Annotated in this window: 14 protein-coding genes; 1 reads left to right on the top strand and 13 read right to left on the bottom strand. The window is 41.0% G+C overall.

The features are described 5' to 3' along the window. Nucleotides 1–457: 457 nt before the first annotated feature. From AB4263_RS07405 to AB4263_RS07365, 9 genes are all read right to left on the bottom strand, one after another. Complete coding sequence (locus tag AB4263_RS07405; RefSeq protein ID WP_261840037.1) at nt 458–1186, bottom strand: M48 family metallopeptidase; 729 nt, start codon at nt 1184–1186, stop codon at nt 458–460. Then, the gene (locus tag AB4263_RS07400) at nt 1186–4350 is read right to left on the bottom strand and encodes a type I restriction endonuclease subunit R (protein ID WP_372098007.1); all 3165 of its coding nucleotides are present in this window, start codon (nt 4348–4350) and stop codon (nt 1186–1188) included. The genes AB4263_RS07405 and AB4263_RS07400 overlap by 1 nt, the downstream gene beginning before the upstream one ends. Then, nucleotides 4347–6404, bottom strand: a complete 2058-nt coding sequence (locus tag AB4263_RS07395; protein ID WP_372098006.1) for a DUF262 domain-containing protein — start codon at nt 6402–6404, stop codon at nt 4347–4349. The genes AB4263_RS07400 and AB4263_RS07395 overlap by 4 nt, the downstream gene beginning before the upstream one ends. Beyond that, nucleotides 6397–7791 (bottom strand): DUF262 domain-containing protein, encoded by a 1395-nt coding sequence (locus AB4263_RS07390; protein WP_372098005.1) that lies wholly within the window; start codon nt 7789–7791, stop codon nt 6397–6399. Before AB4263_RS07390 ends, AB4263_RS07395 begins: the two co-directional genes overlap by 8 nt. Nucleotides 7792–7867: 76 nt before the next feature. After that, nucleotides 7868–9226 carry a restriction endonuclease subunit S gene (locus AB4263_RS07385; protein WP_372098004.1) on the bottom strand — a complete coding sequence of 453 codons (1359 nt, stop codon included), beginning with the start codon at nt 9224–9226 and terminating at the stop codon, nt 7868–7870. Further along, nucleotides 9223–11691: a type I restriction-modification system subunit M gene (locus tag AB4263_RS07380; protein ID WP_372098003.1), complete on the bottom strand. Its 2469-nt coding sequence runs from the start codon at nt 11689–11691 to the stop codon at nt 9223–9225. The genes AB4263_RS07385 and AB4263_RS07380 overlap by 4 nt, the downstream gene beginning before the upstream one ends. 29 nt (nt 11692–11720) lie before the next feature. After that, nucleotides 11721–11894: a transcription factor gene (locus AB4263_RS07375; RefSeq protein ID WP_372098002.1), complete on the bottom strand. Its 174-nt coding sequence runs from the start codon at nt 11892–11894 to the stop codon at nt 11721–11723. 798 nt (nt 11895–12692) lie between these two features. Further along, nucleotides 12693–14072 carry a DEAD/DEAH box helicase gene (locus AB4263_RS07370; protein ID WP_372098001.1) on the bottom strand — a complete coding sequence of 460 codons (1380 nt, stop codon included), beginning with the start codon at nt 14070–14072 and terminating at the stop codon, nt 12693–12695. Then, entirely contained in the window at nt 14066–14596 is a 531-nt protein-coding gene (locus AB4263_RS07365) for a hypothetical protein (protein WP_372098000.1), read from the bottom strand. The genes AB4263_RS07370 and AB4263_RS07365 overlap by 7 nt, the downstream gene beginning before the upstream one ends. A gap of 103 nt (nt 14597–14699) precedes the next feature. Here AB4263_RS07365 and AB4263_RS07360 point away from each other — a divergent pair, with 103 nt between their 5' ends. Next, nucleotides 14700–15011 carry a helix-turn-helix domain-containing protein gene (locus AB4263_RS07360; protein ID WP_372097999.1) on the top strand — a complete coding sequence of 104 codons (312 nt, stop codon included), beginning with the start codon at nt 14700–14702 and terminating at the stop codon, nt 15009–15011. Between the two features lie 184 nt (nt 15012–15195). Here the strand turns inward: AB4263_RS07360 and AB4263_RS07355 are convergent, their stop codons facing one another. The 4 genes from AB4263_RS07355 to AB4263_RS07340 are packed head-to-tail and all read right to left on the bottom strand — an operon-like array spanning nt 15196 to nt 21960. After that, nucleotides 15196–16629, bottom strand: coding sequence for a tyrosine-type recombinase/integrase (locus tag AB4263_RS07355; protein ID WP_372097998.1), 1434 nt, complete (start codon nt 16627–16629; stop codon nt 15196–15198). After that, nucleotides 16626–17156, bottom strand: coding sequence for a hypothetical protein (locus AB4263_RS07350; protein WP_372097997.1), 531 nt, complete (start codon nt 17154–17156; stop codon nt 16626–16628). Before AB4263_RS07350 ends, AB4263_RS07355 begins: the two co-directional genes overlap by 4 nt. After that, nucleotides 17153–19621 carry an integrase gene (locus tag AB4263_RS07345; protein WP_372097996.1) on the bottom strand — a complete coding sequence of 823 codons (2469 nt, stop codon included), beginning with the start codon at nt 19619–19621 and terminating at the stop codon, nt 17153–17155. The genes AB4263_RS07350 and AB4263_RS07345 overlap by 4 nt, the downstream gene beginning before the upstream one ends. After that, entirely contained in the window at nt 19615–21960 is a 2346-nt protein-coding gene (locus AB4263_RS07340; protein ID WP_372097995.1) for a hypothetical protein, read from the bottom strand. The genes AB4263_RS07345 and AB4263_RS07340 overlap by 7 nt, the downstream gene beginning before the upstream one ends. Nucleotides 21961–22058: the final 98 nt, after the last annotated feature.

Here is a 22058-nt window from a genome sequence, read left to right as displayed (position 1 = left end):
CAGTTTATCCCGGGAGCCGCAAGTATCTCTGCTTTTTCTATGAGCTGCTATTTACTGTCTGGCCAGAAGTAATGGTATCAATTTGAACTCTACGTAATTGCAAAGCAGCTTAACGAGGACATTCTATTAGCCCTGTTATTCTCAGCTAATAGAATGTTGACTATAGGTAGCACGACAAGAGCCACTAACTGTGGCTCTTGTCGTTCCTGGCATTCGAAAGGGATACAGTAACCCTTTTCCGGCTTGGTTGAAAAATGCTTATGAGTTGCACTACGTACGTTAGGATAAAAGACAGGATGTAGACTAGTAAGCACAAGCGAAAAAGCTCACCGAACACATGTTCAATTTGATGTTAGTCCTCTTTTAGTGCCCTCATATGTCGATTCTAAAGTTAAGTGCAACAATTCCATTCACGCAGACCCAAAACCATCCGTCGAAGTAAGATGAAGGTAAGAAACTAATAACTCCAATCCTCATACGCCAGAGGCAAGCTATTGAGTAAGCGTCTACGTTCGCGCCAATCCTGCAAGTGCTCATCCATCAAGGCTCTGAAACGGTCGTTGTGGTGACGTTCTAATAGATGGGTAAGCTCATGAACTAGAATGAACTCCAAGCACTCTGGCGGCTTTTTAGCGAGCTCAAGGTTCAGCCAGATACGTTTGTTAGTGCTATTACAGCTACCCCACTTAGTTTTCATTTTCTTGATGCCAACGGCATTCGCTTCAACCCCCAGTTTTTCTTGCCACAAGGGTAAAAGCGTAGACAATGAGGCTTTAATTTCGGATCGATAAAATTCATTAAGCAGCTTCAAACGATTGTCTGTAGTGGTTTTGCTCCCGATACCAAGCTCAATACGATTACCTTTTACCTTGACGAAGTGTTTACATGGTGTTTCTACAATTCTGAGCAAATAACGTTGTCCCCAAAGATAGTGGCTCTCACCACTAACCATTTCTCTAACAGATTGACGGCGCTGGCTAGCAAAATCAGCTTGCTGCTGTTTTATCCATGAAAGCTTATTGATTACCGCTAGGCGGATTGCTTGTTCACTCGTTGCCACAGGCACAGACAAACGCACTGCGCCATTAGGCGGCAATACACTTAAGTGAATATTGTTTATCGCTTTACGATTAACGGTGAGCTCAATACCAGCAATGGTTACTTCATAACTATCGGTCGTCGCCATTAATGGTATTCTCTTTGCGCTTTGATGATATCCATCATACGGTCCAACTGTTCATCAATAGCATCGTCATCGTCCATCTCAAAATCATTAGTCGCTTCAAGGATCGCGTTTTCGATTTTGCGCTCTTTGAACGTATCGCCAAGCCAATCAGCTTCTTTATTCAACCGAACAGCTGTATCGACTTGTGTAGTGAGCACCTCATCATTACCAAAGTTGTCATATAGCGCTTGCTTTGCAAGAGTATCAACGGAATCTGGATAATTATGAGCAGCGTTACTTGTCGGGTTGACAACTTTCTTGGCTAATTCTCGTATTTGCTCTAAATACTCTTGGTAGCTGATGACTTGCTCTCGCCTCTGCTTAATTAACTCATCAAGCAGTGTCGCCATACTTTCAAAGTATTTGGGGTTTACTGGATTTTCATCGACAATTGTTTTACGAACGTTATTCTCAATTGCTTCAGCCATGGCTTCTTCGTTTTTACGAATGTCTTCAGGCAATGATTGCAACCCTTTGCTATCGTTGTTTACCACCAAATCAATTAAGCCAAACTCTTCAAAGTCCATCAGGGTTTCACTGTCATCAGCACGAATATACATGTCGAGTAATTGACGCATCGCTGGCTCAAAACGCTTCATTTCAAGTAAGTCACCGCTACTCAGCTTCACTTCATCTCTTACTTTTTCAAAATAGGCGACTTCTTGCTTGATACTCTGCGCTTCCTCTGCGGTATAGCCCGCTTGCTCCATTTCGTTGGCTAAATTGGTATAGGAACGGATAAGCTTAGCGACCGCTTGATAAAGGGTGAGTCGCAGCGCTTCTTTTTCACTCCGCTCATCTTCATTGGTTGATTCCGCGCCCGATTCACCAACAAAATAGTGCATAAAAGCTTGAGTGTCCCTAGGGGCTTTTACTGGCTCACAGAGAGCTCTCGCCACTTCTAGTGCATTGTCTAAGTCAGTTCTCGCCTCTTTCAATCTATCTTTTAGAAGTCCCGCTACATCTTCATCATCGTAGCCGTCAAAAGCCTCGGCAGTATAGTCTTTAATTGCTTTATCTAGAGAACGGAAGAGATCTTTATAATCAACAATATAGCCATACTCTTTATCGTCCCCATCTAACCTGTTTACACGACAGATTGCCTGAAATAAGTTGTGGTCGGCCATTTTTTTATCGATGTAAAGATAGGTAGCCGAAGGTGCGTCAAATCCTGTTAATAGTTTATCAACGACGATCAACAAACGCATTTGACCAGGCTCTTTGATAAAACGCTCTTTCACTTTCAGCTCAAACTCTTCGACACGCTTAGCTGCTTCTTCTTCACTTTGCTCAAAGTAATCTGCAAGCATTTTGCGGTAGGTTTCATATTTAAACAGCTTTTCTGTTTGGCCAGCGCCAGACTCTTCGCCTTTAATCGAACTTGCGGCTGGTTGGTAACTGGTGACAATCGCGCATTTACCCGCAAGGTCAGTCTTGCTAAATAAATCGTACACCACACAGGCTTGGTGAACACTGGCACACACCAACATAGCATTGCCTCGACCAGAGACCAGTGCAGGCTTTCGCTTCATATCAAGCCAAATATCCATCACGATTCGCTCAAGCCTCGACTTACTCGAAAGAACCTTTTGCATCGTGCCCCATTTTTCTTTGAGTTGTATTTTAGCTAGGTTCGAGAGTCCCTGAGTATTAGCATCAAACCAAGTATCCACCCCTTTACTGGATGTTAAATGCTGATCGATATCCCGAGCTTCATAGCGCAAGTCAAGCACCACGCCGTCACTCACCGCCTCATCGAATTTATAGGTATGAATATAAGGTCCAAATACCTCTAAAGACTTTTTCTTGTCCTTTTTCATGAGTGGCGTACCTGTAAAACCAATAAACATGGCCTCAGGTAATATTGCTTTCATCGCCTCATGCAGCTTTCCAGACTGGGTTCTATGACACTCATCAACCAGTACAAACAAGCTCCCCTTCGCACTAAAATCGTCTGGCAGAGCCCCTTTCAAGTCCTTAAGAAATTCATCGGTTGTGTCGTTTTTTTCACTTTCAGTTGGCTCTTCACCATTTCGGCCAAACTTGTGTACGAGTGAACACATCAACCAAGGGTTTGGCTCATTAAGTGTAGCGACAAGGTCGCTTCCGCTTTTTGTGCGATAGATATCCTCATCCACACCGGTAAATACTTTTTCAATCTGTTCATCGAGCTCTGTTCTGTCGGTGATGACGAGTACCCTAGAATCCGTGACATTCTCTCGAATCCACTTGGCTAACCAAACCATCGTCAAGCTCTTACCCGAGCCTTGAGTATGCCAAATAATGCCGCCCTGTCTTGAGGTGATGTGCTTCTTAGCCGCTTGGATGCCAAAGAACTGATTATGACGGCAGGTTTTCTTAATGCCTGCATCGAACACGATAAAGTCATGCAGTAGTTGTAAGAAGCGTTTTTTCTCACATAGCTGCGCGGTATGTTCATCAAGTAATGTTTCAGTCTTAACCGTTGCATTAGGGAGTTGATGAGCGCTTGGCTGCTCTTTCCACTCTAGGTAGTATTTTTCAGATGTTTCAATGGTGCCATAGCGCAGCCCTTGGGTGTCATTACCCGCCATCACTAGCTGCATGGTGGTAAAGAAGTTGCGAATAAAGTCTTTTTTCTGGTTATCGAGATTCTGGCGAATACCTTCACTCACAGATACCGATGAGCGCTTTAGCTCAATGACACCTAGCGCAATACCATTCACATAGATAACGATATCAGGGCGTTTTTTCTTCTCCCCCTGAATAGTCACTTCTTCTGCAATAGCAAAGTGGTTTGCTTCTGGATTCTCCCAATCAATTAGCCACACGTTTTGGTTTTGCTGACCTGTGCCTTCTTTTTCTTTCACTCCATAACGAAGTAAGCGGTAAACCTCTTTATTGGCATCATAAAGCTTTTTGCCTTCACCCAGAGCAGCGGCAACATCGAGCTTTCTTAGTGTGCGTTTGATAAGTGCGTCAGATATCCCACGTTTTGTCAGCCAATCGGTTAGCAGAGCGGTCTCGATATTTCGGTTACCCTCTCGGTATTCCCAATCGCCCAAATAATCATAATCTAGCTGATCTACAAAGAATCTTCTGAGGCGAGTTTGTGTCACACGCTCTTTTTGTCCAACTTTGCTCATATGTTAATCCCAGCCTTAGAATCTTTTTTTAATATTTCAATCATTTTTTGCTCATGTTCGAGGATTTGCTTCTCGCCCCATTCCCCGCTGTTGTTTAGGTGCAGGATCATTTCGTACAGTTTTAAGGTATCGATGTTTTTATCATTAATGGCTGCTTTAAAATGATCTCGCTTTGCCGAAGGTTGTACATTACTTAACTTTGAGTTTTTACTGTGGCTGATAAGGCATAAGTTACCAAAACGGTGTAGTTCACTATTATCGAGTTTTTTATGGCCATCCAATGGATGCTGTGGATAAAAATGCTCGACTGAGCTTCGGAAGCTAAACTCAAACTGGTTAATAACAGCGTCGGCACCGTTTTCCATTCCATTACACCAAAGCAGGTAATCGAGGTAGTTAAAGACTAAGTTATTCTCAATCTCGCCATACCTGAGTAAATCCATTACCGACTGATCATCCGTGTCTAAGGTACGATAACCCGCACCTTGGTAAATCATGGCGAAATACTCTGATCCTTCTGGCTGTAAAAAACGGCCAAAGACAAATTGGCGAGCTAGATGTTCAAGCTTTTCAAGGTAAACAGCAGGGCTTATTTCATCCAGATAGTACAACTGATACAGCGCACCATTGAGCCAATGTTTATAGACTAGCGTTGGCGTAGAAACGTGAAGTGCGCTCAATAGCATTAGAATACGTCGGTTAATTCCCTCGAAGCCATCTTCGCTGCCATGATTCGCATTACTGTCAAAAGTGTTAATGTAGCTTTGACTCTTATCGTTGTAAAAATGCAACCGCTTGAGACTCCACTTATCTTCACCCTGAGCAAATTCACGCTTGATAATGTATTGGTCAAATAAGTATTTAGACTTCAGCAAGGCAAATACAAAGGCTTTTACTGCTTCAATTCTCGCTTCATTGTCCAACAGGTCTTTTTTAAGTAGATACTGTTCAAACTGCTCAAGTAACCGTTTGTCATCCAAGGCCACATCTTGCTTGGTGGATACTCTCAGTACGTGCAGTAAGAAGTTCGAGAAATTAATCACACTGTTAAAGCGCTCTGGTGTAAGCTCTGCGTCACCGCTTCTTTTTGCTGAAGGTGGATTAGCCAGCATGTCACATAAACGGAGAGAAACGTCTACACTCATGGTGTTGTCGGTTTTTCCTTGACGATTAGCGATCACACTCAGCACATCATCAAAGCTTTGTGGAGTAAACTTGCCCCAATCGTTGGTGCCGAAAAGCTGATGTCGCTCGGCCTTGCTAAAGCCGTATTGAATGTAGCGCTCCATATTGGCGGTTGCATCCCACACCTTCGCCAGAACATCAATACTCTGTTCGCGCTCATTTTTATCTTCAATGTCGTTCAATACTGACATCAAACGAGCTTTAACTACCTCATGCTTTTCAAGCTGCTCACCACGGTTATTCATCACCTCAAAGTAGTGATTAAGATCGGTGTCTTTTGGCACAGAAACACGAGCAATTTCCACTTGATTAAAAAGGTAGGCGCAGAAATCACCCAGTCTATTACCTAGAGCCAATAAGCCTTTTTCAAGAAGATGATACCCCTCAACAACATCAAGGTTGAACTCATCATTTTTCAAATGTTCTAGTGCAACACCTTGCTTCAAAGCAGAAAACGTATCTGACGACTTTTGGCGGCTCTCAAAATCAAGATTCGGTACACCATACCAGCTCATATCAATGGATTGTGGCGCAGAGCGTTTACTTTCTATTGAAATATTGCCCTCAGCAATACGCTTGAGCGCAAAAGCGAGCAAGGTCAGTGTAGTGAAACGCTGTTGACCATCTATTACTTCAAACTGGCCGTCAGGACGCTCAAAGACCACCAAAGTACCAATATAATAGGGTTGGTTCGGCTTGTGCTGCTGGTAATCCTGCACATCTTGAATCAGTTGGTTGATTTCCCCTTCGCCCCAGGCGTAGTTGCGCTGATACATGGGCACGAGGTAGCGGCTGGAATCGGCTAGCAGCTCTTTGACTCTAAAGCTGTGTATTCCATCATGTGTTTTTACGCCAAGACCGCTACTCATAATACTTCATCTCCTGAAACAGCCTCTCAATCTCTGCCAGCTTGGTGCCTTTAACCTCACTTTGTTTAATGGTTGGTAGTGGCCAATTTAAAACATCACTTGGCTGTATCGCTTGCTTAATGCGTTCGAAAACATTGTGCTTTAAAGCATGATTATCCATCGTTACCAACTGCACTACCTGCATTTTCAAGCGGCAGCGATAAGCCCAAACAAACAATTTTTCAATCGCTTGAGATAACTGATTTGGTCCAAACTTATCCAAATAGAAGATCACCCCGCAATCAAACAAGGTGCGAATGTAACCATCACCGGTACGAGAGCGTGACGAGTAACTATTTAGGGTTCGCAAAATCCGACTCGCTAATGGCTCTAATTCATGCCCTAATATAGTAATAGGCCTGTGCTCATCGCCTTTGTGTTCGCTGTCGATAATCGTGCTAATGGTCCGTTGATAGTGGCTGGTCATTTCAAAAAAGCGGCGACCATTGATGATCATTTGGTCAAGGTGAAATGGAAAGCTCATCGTTTGATGATCGATCTTTCTTTGGTATTGGCTGTTGTAGTCATCTACAAAATGGTGGGATATTCTTAGCGGCTCTACATACGGATACAACCCAACCTGCTCAAGGTTTACGCCTTTAAACAGCCCTACCTGTGACTTACCAAAATACTGGGCAGGTTTTCCCTGCGCCCAGTTACGAATGCGAAATAGGTAATTGGCGAACAGGTTCGCAAGTTGCGTGCTTTGTAAGCTTTCCCAGTGACTTACCGACTTGGCTTTTAACTCGTTTTCTGCACTAGAGAACTCACGCAAATGGAACGCTTTTAATAGATCGTGAGGGTCGAGATCACGCCCTCTGGCGTTTTGTGAATCAAAAAACTGAAACGCCTCTGATACATCATCCAATACAAACGTAACTACTTCACAACGGTTGAGCAAAAAGTCAATATCCGCTTCGGTGAAGTCACTGCGGCTGACGGCTCTTCTGGCCGCCATATAGTTTTGATGCAGATTATGGTGCGAAATATCACTGCTGAAACGTTGTGCTTCCAAAAAGCAAGTAAGTGGTGCTTTAAGCTTTTGTAGACACTCCCGCAAATCTTGCCGTTTTATTGCCTGATTTTCACTTGAGCTTTGCAGGCGCTCTTCAATTAACGCCTGTACAAGTAACACCAAGGTGAGTGTTCGCTGCTGACCATCCACAATATCAAGCTGCTCGAGTTTCTCTTGATCATTGCCACCATCGTAGTGACGGTGAAATACCACCGCCCCTAAACGATAGGCCGACTTATCACGATACACTTTTAAGTCATTTAATAAATCGGCAAGATTGGCTTGCGTCCATTTGTAAGGGCGCTGGTACTGAGGAATAACCACATTTTCCAACGCCAATAACTCACCGACTTTCGTCACCCGTTTATCAAGTAAGTGCGGCACGCTTTTGGACACAACAACCGTCATACTAGCTATCCTTCTTGAATGGCAGGCGAGTTCTACCTGTTAACAGCTCTTGCATCATGCCCTGTTTGATTTGGCGGTTCTTCGCCAAACGCTGTTCAAGGGTTTGGATTTCGCAGTCCATATCCGAGAGGATGGCGGCGATAGCGGTTTGTTCTTCAACACCAGGTGAGGAAAATTCAAAATTAACAAAATCTTTCTGATACAAATGAGTAATCGTAGAACCAGCTGTAATTCCTTTCATAAAACTTTTGAAAACAGACGACGTTAGAACGTAGAAAAGATACTTCGGGTGAAAACTTTGTAGTTTTGGACGTATTACAAATACACCACTATTCAACGTTGCAGGTAGTGGCAGGTCATTTATAAAGCCAACTTTCCCAATAGTCCCATCCTTGGTAATCAAAACATCATTTGTTTTTAATTGAATATTTGCATCTTGTTTATATCTCCAATCGCTAACAAAACAGCAGCTATCCCAATTTACATTACCTGCATCAAAATCGGTTCCTGTTACTAGAAATTTTGACCCCGTGTACAAGTACTCTTTTGTAGTTAAAGCCTGCCAACCAATTCGAGCTTTCAATATTGCATTATCACCAATATTTACTTTACCCCAATCCTCAGGAATCTCTCCTAGTTCACTGGGTTTTGTGCCTTTTGGCTGGCCTTTCTTTTCGCCTTCGGTGTAAGTGGCGAATTGCGGCAAACGAGTTTTACCTGTAAGCAGTTGCTGCATGGTAGCGGTTTTAATCGCTTGTTTTTTCGCGATAAGGTTTTCCAACTCCGTTAATAGCGCATCGACATCGGATAAGGCGTTGGCGATGACGGTTTGTTCACGCTTCGGAGGAATTGGAAGTTTTAATTGTAATAAATCTCTAGTGTATATAGCTGCAACACTTGTCGTGCCTGTTGCAATGCCAGCCAAACCAGTGACAAACGTTTTGGTGTTCATGGCTGCATTCATATATGAGTTGCTCGACACCAATTTTTCATCGAACACGAAGCGCATTAGGTTTGAATTAAAGTACGCTTCTGGTAATTCATTTTTCCATATGGCGACTTTTCCAACTAACTCCAAAGTATTTCTAGTATTAAATAAGACATCATTAAGCTCTAAGCGGTCTCTAACACTCACGTTACCTTTAACAAACTCAAGCTTATCTAGCTTTATTTTCCCCCGACCTAAATTGCCCATTTTAATTAATGGGTAATTTGACTCAGTTTCTGAGTTAGCATAATTACCTCCCAATTGTGTTGACGTGATTAATTTATCTAAAGGATAAATATCCCAATCTTCAGGAATAACCCCCACTTCAGTCTGTTTGTATCCTTCAATATTCCCCCGCTTTAAAGCACTCATAGCGACCACTCCAAGCCCATGGCTTTTAAGTGCTTTGCCACTTTATCACTAAGTTCGTCAACCGATTTAGACATTGCTGGCATTGGTGTACTGTATCGCTCTTCTAATTGCTTGACACGGTTAGCCATTTGCTGGGTAACACGCTCAATTTCAGCTGTGATATTGACTTGTAATGTCGCTAACCATTTGTCATCCACTATCAGCGCTTTTACTTCATCAATCGTTAATTCAGGGTATTTGTTGAATACTAATAAATCCAACGCCTCTTGTGCTTCTTTAACCGCTTTCTTAGCGGAAGCTTCAGCATTGAATAGCTTGGTTACTTGTTTAAGCGCTTTTAGCTCTTCAGTATCGGTTGCGAGTTTGGTGCGGGCTGCAATACTAGCTTTGGTGATTTTGTCCTTATCGTTGATGGCTTCAACCAATAAGCCATCTTCACCACCATTCTCCTCAAGATAGTTTTCAAGGGTTTGAGTGGCTTCATCTTGTGTTGTTTGCAGCGCATCCACTGAGGTTTGCTTGTCAGCAAAGTAGCGAGCAACAATTAAACTCAGTGGAATAAGCTCGGCTTTGTACTTTTTCTTAGCAATCACTAAGTCTGGTGTTTCTTTGAGCTTTTCTCCTTTTTTAGCCACAAGCTCGCGTATCGTATTGCCGGCTTGCCAATCATCTTGCATTAACACATACACGTCGTCTTGCATGGTCTCTGCCCAGTAATCCATTAAGATTTGGTAGATGTCGTATTTGCTTAGCAGATCGCTATTGGCATAACCGTTTAATAATTGCTCTGAAATATCGAAGATCAGCTCTTTAGGGCTATCACCTTGTTTGATTTCTTTAAGCTGAGCCTGTTTAACCCAAGCATCAAATGGTTTTAAGCTACGCTGCGCAAAGTCTTTAAACTCTTGGTGCACCAGAATGCGGCCTTTCACTTCACTTGCGATGACTAATGCGTTGCTATAGCCTTCACGAGCAGGTTTAAATAATGTTGCTCGAATATTTGGGAATACCTTCCAGTAACGCGCTAATGCGTCAAGATCGCGATTTGGTATGCCACCTTGCAGGTGCGCACTTAAATCGTGTAAATCTTCTGGCTCTGATGAGTCGATATAGCGTGGAATATTTAGGTTGTAATCGTTAGCTGCGATTTCATCAATAGGCACTAAGCGACTGAAACGTTGAAGTTCTTGGCCTTTGGTAAACACATCGACAATTTTATGAATGTCTTGGCTGCGCAAACGGTTTTTATTGCCATCTTTAATAAAGCCTTTGCTGGCATCCACCATAAAGATTGAACGGCCAGTGATGGTAGGCAGGGATTCATCCCCTTCTTTAAAGCCTGCAACCGCTTTTTGTGCATGCTCTTTATCAATAACGATAATACAAGCAGGAATACCTGTGCCGTAGAACAAGTTTGCAGGTAAACCTATGATACCTTTAATGTAACCTTGCTTAATTAGGTTCTCACGGATTGTAGCTTCTGCATTACCACGGAATAACACACCGTGAGGCAAGATAACCGCACCTTTACCAGTGCTTTTTAAGCTTTTTAGTATGTGTAGTAAGAAAGTGTAGTCACCATTTTTTTCAGGTGGAATACCCCAGGTAAAGCGATCGTATACATCGTTCTCTGGGTTCAAGCCACTGGTCCAGTTTTTATTAGAAAATGGCGGGTTAGCGACACAAAAATCAAAAGCTTTCAGTTGATTAGGCCCATCTTTCCACTCTGGCTCAGACAGGGTGTTGCCTTTAAACACTTTTGCGGTGGCGTTGTCATGCAAAATCATGTTCATGCGAGCCAATGCACTGGTGGCGTTATCCATCTCTTGACCGTAGATAGACAATCCGCGTGGGGCTTCATCACTGGCTTTTAATAGCAAAGAACCTGAGCCACATGTCGGGTCATAAACCGATGCCTCAAGTGGGGTGTCTTTGGTGATACCCACGACTTTAGCAAGAATGCTAGACACTTCTGATGGCGTATAGAACTGGCCTTTGGACTTACCAGATTCGGTAGCAAAATGGCGCATAAGGTATTCGTATGCGTCACCCAGCAAGTCATCACCATCGGCGCGGTTGGCAGAGAGATCTAACCCTTGAAAGATACCGACTAACTTGGTTAGGCGATCGATCATGTCTTTGCCTTTGCCTAATTTGTCCTCGTCGTTAAAGTCGGCAACGTCAATCACGCCTTTAAGATCATTAGCTTCAGCAAGCGCTGCGATGATTTTATTTATTTTATCGCCAATCTCTTTATCGCCTTTGGCCTCAACCATATCGTCGTAGCTAGCACCCTCTGGCACTTTGATCATGCCACGACGCACGCCTTTGTATTTATCAGAGACATATTTCATGAACAGCATGGTCAGCACGTAGTCTTTGTATTGGCTAGCATCCATACCGCCACGCAGTTCGTCACAGCTAGCCCAAAGGGATGAATAGAGTTCTGTTTTTTTAATGGCCATGTTGGTAAACCTTTATAATAATTGGGCGGTTATAATTTGTTGGTATCTAAGCCTGCGGCTTTTAGGCGTGTGGTGAGGTTTCTCATCTTGCTGAATTCTGTTCCATAACTGGGTCTTAGCCCCAACTCTTCACAAAATTCTCTCGCTGTAATATTGACCAACTCATCAGCGTACTTAATCGACTGTAAGTGAAGTTCAGCCATAAACCCGTTCCGTGGAGCTGAGGCAAGTGCTTGTTTGATGTTTTCTCTAATCACTTTGTTCACAATACCCTCAATAAGTTATGTAACGTCGAACTCAGGATTCTAGCAAAATTAGCTAAAATAGCTAACCAATCGTCGCAGAAGTGAGGCTTGTGAATAATTATGTTGAATCACAGCGGGGAATAAGTGCGGGTGAACTAATACAGAGGCAAAAATACGTTAGCTGAGCTCAAGTTATCATGGTGATCACCGAGCGACTCTGTTGGTATCGCAACTACCAAGCGACTTTTTTGAGTTCAACTATCGAGGGGAACTGACCGTAGTCTATCACTAAGAAGTTTCTTTACTTTCCTGTACTCCATCATCGTCATTGGATAATGTTAAACATATTTCCTCAAACTGGTTTAACGTTATGTGATCAACAGCACCACATTCATACAAATCATTTATTGTCTCATGTATCACATACAAGATATCATTCATTTCATGCTCACTTTAGGGCAAAAAACTTTGTTATAACAGTTTATTATGAACAAAACTAATAAGAATAGAATACTCATCACCCCGTTTAAAAGAACAGGTTTCCTAGGCTAAAGTTATTAAATTGAAGAATCACTTCACCAAGTAGTTTCATTTATTTCTGAAGATAAACCAAGCTTTGTAGCATAATTCAGTTTAGAAACAGAGCCGTCCCGTTTCGTGTGCTACTTCGGTAAGCTTCCCCTACCCGTACATTTAGTTTCTTAAGCTAAATCATTTTCCTAGCAACTGTTTAACTCGACATATTGAGTTTTTCAATTACATGGAAGAAAAAGCCGAGATCACTCTCTGCTTAAATGCCCCAAGTCGAAGCTCATCAAACGTCCCTAGTGCTCCATAGAGACTATTTGAGCTGTGTGTACTGCTTTCCCAAGATACTGTTGTTCTCCCATTGTTTGGGGACTCGAGCGGAAGCGCGACACTTAAGCTATTTCCTCGATCAGAGAACTCTGTTTCGATAGGTTTCCCCATACTTACATAGAGACGAGACTCAGGAATATCCTGTTCAATCCTTTCAGAAAACTCAATGAGACTTTGTTCAGCAAAAGTGAATAACCACGCTTGTTGATTTATTGTATTGTTCACACGAAGTATTCGTCCGAGCACCTGCCTGAAATACAATTCCGTTTTGATCGAACTCATATGGCAACATACTTGAAGGCGCGGAATATCAGTACCCTCACTGATCATACCTACACTAACAATCCATTGTGCGTCACTTTGTCGATAACGCTCTATTTCTGCCAGCGGCTCTTCATGTCGATAAGTGACGATAGAAACGGTTTGCCCAAACTTTTGAGATAGTACCTCTTTGATTGTTTGCGCATGTTGAACCGACGCTGCAACAATCAGCCCACCGGCATTGGGAGACCTGATACGTACTTTTTCTAACCGCTCACATCCTAAACCGAGTAGATATTCCATCGCCTCTTGGTTGTGAATAACACTCTGGTAGGATGCTTTTGTCTGTTTAAGCATCTCTAATATTGATGAAAAGGATTCGACTTTTTCGCTACTACTAACAGACAAGTGTTCATTATCAACCAAGACGATTTTAGGCGTTCTACAAACACCATCAGCTATAGCTTGTTTAAGAGTGTATTGGTAATCCACACGAAGCTGTCCGTCTGGGTCGCTGTACTCACCCATGGCAATGGGTAAAGAGTCTGAACGCCACGGTGTACCTGAAAGTGCGAGGGTAAAAGTAGCAAGCCCTTGAATCTTTGTGAGAACTTGCTGCCCCCAAATGTTCGCATTTTCAACCTCAGAGCCAGAGCAATGGTGTATTTCATCAAAGACAACAAAGACCCTGTGATTCCGCAATGTTTGCCAAAACTCATCATTGAGGAACTGGATAGATTGGTATGTTAAAGATTGCCCTATAGCTCCCATACCACCATTAAATGTGCAATTAAGTATAGATGAGAAGGTTCTTTTTATACCATCAGAAACCGTCAATGATGGCGAGAAGCACAATACAAGATCTACCATGTCACTTTGTAGCAGTCTTGAAGCAATATTAGCGGCAAGTACTGTCTTACCTGCTCCAGGTGTAGCTTGGCAAAAGAAATAGGAGCCGTTAGATTGATATTTTTCCAACGCTCTGTCAGAGCATTCACTTTGCCATCCCCTTAACACGGTTTATCTTCCTCATAGAGAGTATTAAGAACCTTTGTTAAAACATTCACTTTACCGAGTAATAAAGCGGCGCGATCTTTAGCTTCCTGATGCAAAGGGGCCAGTTTATTTTTTAGCTCCGGAAATCTGGATACAATCGACTGATACTCGTCAACCTCCCCAAGCACGATCTCAAGCTCACCCTTATATTCATTGCGTTCACTGTTTAAAATGGAATAGTTTTGAACAGGTACTTGAGGTTTTAGATCTGCTTGATTATTCGCGGTTACATTGTCATACAACGCTTTGAATTGATCTGCTTGAAAGTAACGTTTTTTCCGGCCAGAGCCCTCACTTCGCAGCCAACTTTTCTTTTCAAAGTGAAAAATTGCTCGGTACACCTTTTTGCGAGCTTCGGCAGAATTGGAGCCCATATTCTCAAGTGATAGCCACAAATCTCTCGCTTCTAGCACGGTGAATCCATCTAACCCATTTTCTATCAACAACTTGTGCATGACCACACTAATTCTTCGAGCCCGTTTCATTCCCAAAATCATACCAACTAAAAACTAAGTATTGCTTAGTATACAGAAATCCATAAAACTAAGAAAATCTTAGTTAACTTGAGACCTGAGAAATGAAATCTAAGTGTCATTTAAAAACCCAATCCCCGAGCGACTCAAACAAGCTCGAAAAAAAGCAAAACTCTCTCAAAAAGCCTTGGGAGAAAGCATAGGTATGGATGCTAGTTCAGCAAGCCCTCGAATGAATCAATACGAGAAAGGCAAGCACGCCCCAGATGTTCAAACCTTAAAGCTAATCGCTGATGAACTAGGTGTCCCACTCAATTATTTTTTCTGTGAAGATGAAAGCTCTGCTGAACTAGCATGCATTATTTCTCAAATGACTGAGAGCGAAAGAAAGAAACTCATCTTGGCACTGAGTCAAAGTAGAGGTTGATAGTAAAAGAATTTATTATCAATAATACATGTGTTGTTCATAGTGGAACGGTGTGGTGGTCGGAAATTCAAAAGCTCTGAGTCTAGGTATACTTATTAAAGCCTTAGCGGTCGGTTATGTGAGATAAGTGTATTTACAGCCAAGAAAGGACCATACTTTAATCCATATTGATGGGATTAAGAGGCTAGTCCTCTTTACTCTCATTGGCTATGGCGTTTTCAACATCTTTCTTAAATGCCGAAAGTAGATATTTAACGCTCTGCATCGCTTGTACGACTGTGAGTTCATTCCTTTCCATCTGCGACTCTATATCTTCGATTCTACGCTCTACACTCTCTACAGTTGTTTTTAGAGAAGCTGCACCATAAACCTTTGCATAACCATGAAGTTGCTCCCAAGCTAGATCCAGATAAATGTCTAGAGAGCTAATAAGGGTGTGGCCTGAGAATTGCTGTAACTCCTTCTTGAACTGCATGGTATGGAGAACATTTTTCCTAAAATCGTCTTTACTGTTGATCTCTTTTGACACCAAAATTCGATCTATCATCCAATTTGTAAATCGAGCATGTCGCCACAGGTGGGGGGACACTCGTCCTGTAATTGCTAACTCGTCAGCCCATTGTTTGATGTACTTAGTCCAAGATTTAGCACTAAATGGTTGACCATTATTTAAACTAATAAATAGATAATCATGCTTAACCATAAACTTCTTCATAACGCGTCTTCTAACGTCTATATAACTGATTATTTGCTCTAAAAATGTATGATCGACAGGTAGATAACGAACATTATCTTCTTCATTTCGTTTTTTACTAGTTTTGACTCTAAGTGTTCCTGTTCGTCGCGCATCAATATAATCACTATATCTAAGAGTATGGAGCTCTTCGACACGGGCACCAAGCATTTCCATTGATACATAGATCGCTTTATCACGTTTTCGTTTATCGTACTTCTCCCTTTTCGCCAGCCTTTTCAGTTTGGTATCTTTGATATAAGAAACATCTTTCTTTTGGCTATTGATGTATTTCCATATTTTGAGAGCATCCTCCTGACTGACAGGGTGACGACTCTTTATCGCTCCCTTTCTTGGGAATGATGGATGCGTGAAAGTTGTAACTTCTTTTTTATCTTTCCTGCCCTCGATAAAGATAGATCGCCTCTTCTCAATAACAAATATAGCACTAGTTTCATCATGACCAATAAAGTGAGTCAAGTCTTGAAATGTCTGGACAAACTGAAGGAATTTGACGCAAATTTCACCGATCTTCGCAACCTCCGTCGATGACCGTTTAGGTTCGCCATTAGGTTTTACTTCTAATGTAAGATTCTGTATAAAAAGAGTAAACGAACTATCTGTAAGTTGGCTAAAGCGACTCAACGTAGGTTGACTATCTATAAAGCGAATTAAGTGCACAAGCTTATCCGCATACGTCCTAATCGTTGTTGCTTTAAGATTTTTTTGCACTGCTAAGTGGTGCATGTAGGCATTAGCTTCCATACAAGGTTTGTAGTTGGAATAACTAAGAAAAGGGACATCAATTGGTTTTCGCTTCTTTGCAATACTTGGAACACCCAAATGCGTCCAAAATTCAACCCCCCTTAATGTATTGGTAATCATATATTACCTTCAAAATACAGATCGCAAACATTCTGAATCTGATGGTTAGCAGTAAGATAAACCTCCCAACGTTGTTCTTCTGTCCCTTTGTATATAGCGAGGGTCTTCATTTTTGATCGAGATTCACGCAGTAACGCAGTAAGTAACATGTTCTCTCTTTGTAGTGCTTCAATCTCTTTCTTTTGATCCAAGATACGTTTTTTTTGACCAGCATGGGTGTTCAAACTACCCTTGCGTGACTTATTTTCCTTAATCTCGAACTCAAGAGCATTCACTGCATTTTTTCGTAGCTGATCAATTGCATCAAAGCCTCCACCGAAAACCTCGTCCGCGTTAGATTTAAAGGTGTTTAAAGCGCATGGCTCAATATTTCGCTCCAGAGATTCAAGCTTAGCGAGTCCTCCTTGAGATTTTAATTGTTTTAGTAGCTCCTTATCTTCTTTGAATAATTTAGGTGAGCCAATAATTTCATTTAGGTAATCTCTTGTTTTCCATATTTTATTCTGATTTATTTCCTTATTCATCATTCATTCTCCAACTCATTAACTTTTAAAATAAGGTTGAAGCTTTTGACTTCCTCTCCATTCTCATTCTCAACTGTAAAAAACTCTGGATACAACGCTATGGAGCCATCTTCTAGTAACGTTAACACTTCATTTTCTAAATCTTGTTCCGCTTGAAGCTTTTTTATATGCGGAACAGTCTGATATTCATTTCCATCTTCAAAATCCCAAACTGCTTCATCCAACGTTTTAACATGCAGCATTCTAGAGGCATCGTTTGTCAATCTCTTAGCAATGGTTTTTCGAAGTTTCTCAACTTCATTAAGGTCATCGATCATTGATTTTCTACCGATTACACTTTGAACAATGGTGCTTGCTTTTGCACTATTAAGCACTGCGCCTGATTCAGACTCAGTAATATAATTATGTAAGTGTTCTAGATCTGAGTGAGCAAGCATCCAGCGAAGCGCTTCCATATTTTCATAACCTTTTGACCAGAAAAATACTAAAGCAAAGAAGCGTCTTAATTGGTGCTGCCTCACATAATGACGACGGTATTTACCATTACCTATCTCAACGATTTCTGTCTCAAAATAATCGCATAGCGCATCAAACGCTGCATTGAATCCATCAGAATTACGCTTGCCCATTTTAAATGTTTGCGTATCAATATAATTAAACAGACATAGTTCGCCTTTTTTATCCAAACTTGATTCAATAGCTTGTTGATTAAACTGCTCCAACTGCCAAACAAAGCGAGCAATAGATAACGGGATTGGCCTGACTTCCGTTAAGTTCTTACCTTTAATCCCTGTCTTTTTGACTTTAAACCGCAAAGACCAGCCCTCACTATCGTCAATGTAAGGGTTACTATCGGTTAAGCTCTTGCCGTTCTCGTCAATATAAACAAGGTTTCCATACGGTTTCATACTTACAAGTTCATCAACTCGCCTTGCCATAATAGCACCAACAAGTAGCTGAACTGCACCTTGTAAAATATTGAAAAGTTCAAGCATCGATTCGTTGTTTCGGATTCGTGTATGACGACTCTTATCACTCGAAGATATAGCGTCGAACTGCTTGACACCTAGTTTCTTAAAACATGAGTGAACTAAATCAATGGCTTCAAATTTAAGCCAATGGCCAAGCTCACTAGTTGGCATATTCCAATGGAGTGATTCGTCAAATGCCATTGACCGAGAATTAGGTCGCTGAGGATTGGTGTCTTGTCCTGATAATTTTGAATTCGCTTCTACCAATAAATCCAACATGTTAGCCCAAAAGTTAATTCCTTTTTCTTTTGGCGATGGGCAAAATTGTTTTAGAAGCTCATAGCTATCCCTAAATAAGTCGAAAACAAATTCAGGAGGTAATGTTTTAGTACGCCCTTGCTTACGAAGTGTGGCAAGTTTTTGAATAGTAGCAACAGATATATCGCTTGTTACAGGTCTAAATTCACAAACACCGATTTTGTCAACATTAGTATTAATCATTTTAATAACATTTAGCCAGTAGCCAAGACTATCTGGCGAGCTTCCATTACCCCTTTCTTTATTTGCTATTGCTTTGTATTCCGTACTAACAGGTATTGGCTTTAATTCTAATTCTGGAATAGTGGGAATGGTAAGATCATCGGTAAAAATCATTCCCTCGAACAGCAACTTTTTGAGGACGACGTTATTGCCTTGAGGCTTGCTATGACCATATTTATCCCTTGTTTTATTTGCATAATAACGCTGCTTATGAAGCCAGCAACAAGCTTTCACCCTGTCTTTAAGATTTAGAGTAATGTCATCACTAGCTAGTTCACGAGTAGTGTGAGGGTATTTAACCTTGAATGCCTCAACTTCCTCTGTTGGGACAACAACGTTATCTAAAAGATCCTTTATTCGAGAGTTTGTTTCATAAAGTTCATTTATGACTGAGCCAGAGTGTTTCGCAATCGTTATGAGCAATTTTAACCAAAACTCATCTGTTACCTTTTGCAAATGGAATTCCGGCAGTTTTAACGCATCACCGTTCAATAAAATAGTATTTATGAGTACGAGGATCTGGTTGTACTTTTTGACGGCTGTTTTTGAACTAACTAACTTACCGCCATTCTCGTGAGGGTTATCATAGGCGATTAGCCAAAACTTAAAAGCATTTAGCAATGGCTTATGCTTGTCGTTTGTTAGAAGTTTTCCGTCACCCAACGTAATGTCACACCAACGGATTTCTTTTGTTTTTTTTTGGTGATCAAATTTCACTTTTGTAATGTCATCATGAAAATCCGATAACCACCATTCTGGCAGATAGTCCTCTTGCATTGGGATACCAGTGTGAATCTGACTTAATAAAGCAAGAACCCGAAAGTCATCCTTCTCAACGGCATAAGCTGTTAATCGAGACAGCGTATTTATGTGCATTCCATTAAGGAGCTCGGGGTTATCTACAATATCACCAGTAAGCTCCTCAAAATAAATATGATTACATACGGCGGTTAACATGAAATCGCCTCTTTAATGATATCGTGGTTTAGCGGAAGGCCTTTTGCTTTGTTGTACATATCTTGAATTTCATCACTGTCCGAAAAATCCCCTATTTCAAACCGTTTTAATATATAGGATGCAGATTGATACCAGTGCTCAACGAGATCATGAAATTTGGATTCGTCGCCATCAATTTCAATGATGGCTCTTATGCTGATAAGCAATTGAATTAATGGTACTGTGATAGTAAATACGATGTTGTCAAAGAGGCTTTTTTCAGCTGTTGAAACCACCTTGTCAAACGAATCCACATTTAAATCAGGAATCTGACTTAAACCATGATTGTCCATAAACTCTTTAATTTGCTCATAGGACATGTTCACTGCATCTAACAAGTAAGGAGATTTTTCCATCGCTTTAAGAGTAATAGCTTTTTGAAACTGACGAACAACTCGTTCGGTAAAGAAATCCATTAGTGGCTTGGGTAGGTAGGACTCCAACAATTGACGTTGTGCTTCTTTATGTCCTAAAGCATCAGCAACAGCGCTTAGTGATCGCGTCTCTAAATAAATCTGAAGCCCTCGGTGACGACGAATTGCCCTATGGGTAATAACACTGGCGATACTATCAACATCCTGATCAGACAAGCCATGCTCATAAGCGATATTGGCTTTTTCTTTAAGTAAACGAATAAAAAAAGGCTTTTTCTGGTATAAAGCGGCCGATGTTTGTGGGCGAAAAGCTTGGTTGTGTGAGCAAGTCAGCAGCAGGTACATCCAGTTGGGGTTGCCGATGGATTTCAAATGCTCTCTGGCAAGCTCGGTGTGCTCCACAATAAAATCCACAATTAATTTGGAAAAGTCATTTAAAACTACATCTTGTTGCGCCAAATTACGCCCTCTACGCTCCTTTTCACTCGACAATATGAACTTCTCCCCAACCTGAAAGTAGCCTTGTCTTTTACCGTATTCATTAAACAATTGGAGTTTTTGAAGCCATGCAGGGGTGATCTTAGGGTGTTCAATAACAAGTAATGCGGTCAAGGTAAACAGTGTCGAATTTGTAGGAAGATTAAGCTCCTTAATTAGCTCGTATGTCTTAGATCTAAATCCAAGAAAAACATCATAATCGGTACCTTTATAGCCTCCAATGCCATAATGATAAAAAGTAGCTACGGTGTTTTCTAAATGCACACTACCAATAGGGTGAGCTATAGCACCACGACCACCTACGTTTCCTGTTATGGGTTTAACTCTACCATTCTCAATAAATGCTTTATTTCTTTCTTGTCTCCTTTTAATATCGTGAAAATGACTTACTAAAACCGTTTTTAAATATCCCATATCTCGATTATTACGCGCCTCTATAATCTCGATTGCCTCCTCATCTTTAATCTGTAAAGGGATATCAGCAAACCAACGCACCTTTTCCAATTCACTTGCTTTACCGCCACTAGAGAAACTGGGTGGGTTTTGAACTTGTAAAACTTTAGGTCTAATAAAAGGCTTCAAAGGAGAAGGGTAAACCCTTCTATTAATAAACGCAGATTCATACGCCTCAATTGATGTTATAAACGCCCTATTAAAGGCAACTAAATTGTTATTTTTGAAGATGCATTCTGATAATTTAATTTGAAATACTTTATAAAAAGTCACTTGTACATTATTTTCATCAAGTAATAACTCGAAAGATTCAATCGTGCCTTTTTTATCTAATATCGATACAACCTCAAGTAAATTTACCAGCTCAAAGATTCTCGATTGGAGCGTGTTTGTTTTCTGCCCTAATCCATAAATCCTTAAGGCATCATGTATTTTATCAGTAAAATAACGACCATATTTCACGTAGAGAAAGTCCAGCTGAACCACAACATTTCTACGCTCCTGTGATGTAATCAACCAACCATTTAGATAGGCCAGTTTATCATCATTGACTGGCAGTGATTGATATTTACTAATGCAGTCCTGGATATAATGACTAATCTTTGTAATGCCAAATGTTCTTGTAGGAATATCAATGTTATTGACTTTGGCAAGTGTGCACATCACATTATGAATAGGCTTGGAGAAGGTTGTTATTGTTTTAAATTTCAAACCTTCTTGCTCTGCATAAATAAAACCAATGAGCATGTCTAGATGGGATTGAAACTTATCTTTATTACTAAAGATCTCGATACCGTTAAATTTCGTCAAATCCTGAGAATACAAGAAAGCTGCATAAATATTAAATATCTGTATCTTTTTTGTTTCATATCCTTCTGGGTAAACTGAGTCAATTACAGCGCTCACCTGTAAGCTTAATGGCTTTGATATAGCACCAGATAGAAGAGATAATTTGCTCAAAATACTAGTATTCATACGCAAGATACCTTCAATTATTGAATTAATAATAAAGCTAGTACTGGGTTGACAAGTTGTCAATAACATCGATTAATTGAAAAAACATTTATTTCCAA

The organism is Vibrio sp. 10N.261.55.C5, assembly GCF_041470505.1.
In the GTDB taxonomy this organism is placed as follows: Bacteria; Pseudomonadota; Gammaproteobacteria; order Enterobacterales; family Vibrionaceae; genus Vibrio; species Vibrio crassostreae_C.
This window is presented reverse-complemented; position numbering and strand designations above follow the sequence as displayed.